The sequence below is a fragment of the Vibrio sp. 10N.261.52.A1 genome, from assembly GCF_002876325.1.
GTDB classification, from domain to species: Bacteria; Pseudomonadota; Gammaproteobacteria; order Enterobacterales; family Vibrionaceae; genus Vibrio; species Vibrio chagasii.
This window is the reverse complement of record NZ_MCYD01000617.1, coordinates 1-1,609: the sequence shown is the minus strand read 5'-3', so window position 1 is coordinate 1,609 and position 1,609 is coordinate 1. Positions and strand designations below refer to the sequence as shown.

Here is a 1,609-nt window from a genome sequence, read left to right as displayed (position 1 = left end):
GGGCCAACCACTGTCGGTACACTCGCATCGTAGCGGTCGCGGATTTTAACGGTTTCACGCTTTTCAAAATCAACGCCATTCAGATGTTCAATGAAGGTCGTTACAAAGTGCTGGCGGGTTTGTTCGCCATCACTCACGATATCGATGCCTGCTTGCTGTTGTTCATGCAGAGACACACGCAGCGCATCTTGTTTGCCGTCTGTGAGTTCATCGCCTTCCAGTTTCCATGGAGACCAAAGTGTTTCTGGCTGTGCTAGCCAAGACGGCTTAGGCAAGCTGCCTGCTGTTGAAGTCGGTAATAGTGTTTTCATAATAATTCTGCCTGTCCTTAGATTCCAAAAGTGGAGCGTCTGTTTCCTATTGCGCGTAAAATCGAACGATTACAGCGCGTAGTTGGCAGACCAGTTTTCTAGTACCGACTGATATGGCTTAATGAAGTTTTCTTCTGCGAACTTACCTTGTTCAACAGCTAGCTTGCTTCGTTCTTCACGGTCATACACGATTTGAGTCAGTGAGTGATCCAAGTTTTTCAAGTTTGGTTGGTAACAGTTACCTGCAACAGCATTCGCGTTGTAGATTTCAGGGCGGTAGATTTTCTGGAACGTACCCATGGTACTGATGGTGCTTATAAGCTCTAGGTTAGAGTAATCGTTCAGCAGATCACCAAAGAAATAGAAAGCCAGAGGAGCAACACTATTTGGCGGCATGAAATAACGAACCTGTAATCCCATCTTCTTGAAATATTGTTCAGTTAAAGAAGACTCGTTAGGTTGGTATTCAAAGCCTAATACAGGGTGTTGATTTTCAGTTCGGTAATAGGTTTTATTATCTGAAACACTCAAACAAATAACAGGTGGTTTCTTAAAGTTCTCTTTGTACGCTTGAGAGTTAACGAAATATTTAAACAGCTTGCCGTGCAAATTACCAAAATCGGCTGGAATACTGAATTTATCTTGGCCTTTATTGTGATCTAAAAGTAATACGCTGAAATCATAATCTCGAACATAAGAAGAGAAGTTATTTCCGATAATACCTTCAATGCGCTTATTCGTTTTGTGGTCCAGAATATTGGTTTTTAGCACTTCAATTGAAGGGAATGCTTCGCCGTTGCTTTCAATGTCCATATCAACAGAAATGATTTCAAGCTCAATAGAGTAGCGGTCGCCCTTAGGGTTGTCCCAATGTGCTAGAGCATTGAAGCTGTTATCAATCATCTGTAAAGCATTACGTAAGTTAGCTTGGCGGCTTGCACCTCTCGCCAAATTTGCGAAGTTGGTGGTGATACGCGTGCTGTCTGAAGGTGTGTAGTTTTCGTCGAGGCTGATGCTCTTAATCGTAAAATTAAATTCGTTATTCATACTGTTCTGACTTCCCAATTCGTTGTCTGACTTATTCTCGGTCTTTTATATCACTGCGTTATTTTCGCTTGTGACCGTATTAAGAGTGCTGGCTATATTCTTTAAATATGTCGCATTAAGTTAATCGCTTAATATTTTTATACTTGGAAGGTGGGAGGATTAACAATGGTAATACTTCACAATCAACATGAGGAATATTCATGATCTATCTGTTTGAAAATCAAAGCTGGTGTCAGTTATATTAATTATCT

General features: G+C 41.0%; 1 protein-coding gene and 1 pseudogene. Both read right to left on the bottom strand.

All coding sequences use genetic code 11. The features are described 5' to 3' along the window. A pseudogene (locus tag BCT81_RS10950) lies at positions 1 to 311 on the bottom strand (methionine synthase); the annotation flags it as partial. Positions 312 to 380: 69 nt separating this feature from the next. Continuing rightward, positions 381 to 1,358 carry a DUF1852 domain-containing protein gene (locus tag BCT81_RS10945; RefSeq protein ID WP_102424236.1) on the bottom strand — a complete coding sequence of 326 codons (978 nt, stop codon included), beginning with the start codon at positions 1,356 to 1,358 and terminating at the stop codon, positions 381 to 383. Between the last annotated feature and the right edge of the window lie 251 nt (positions 1,359 to 1,609).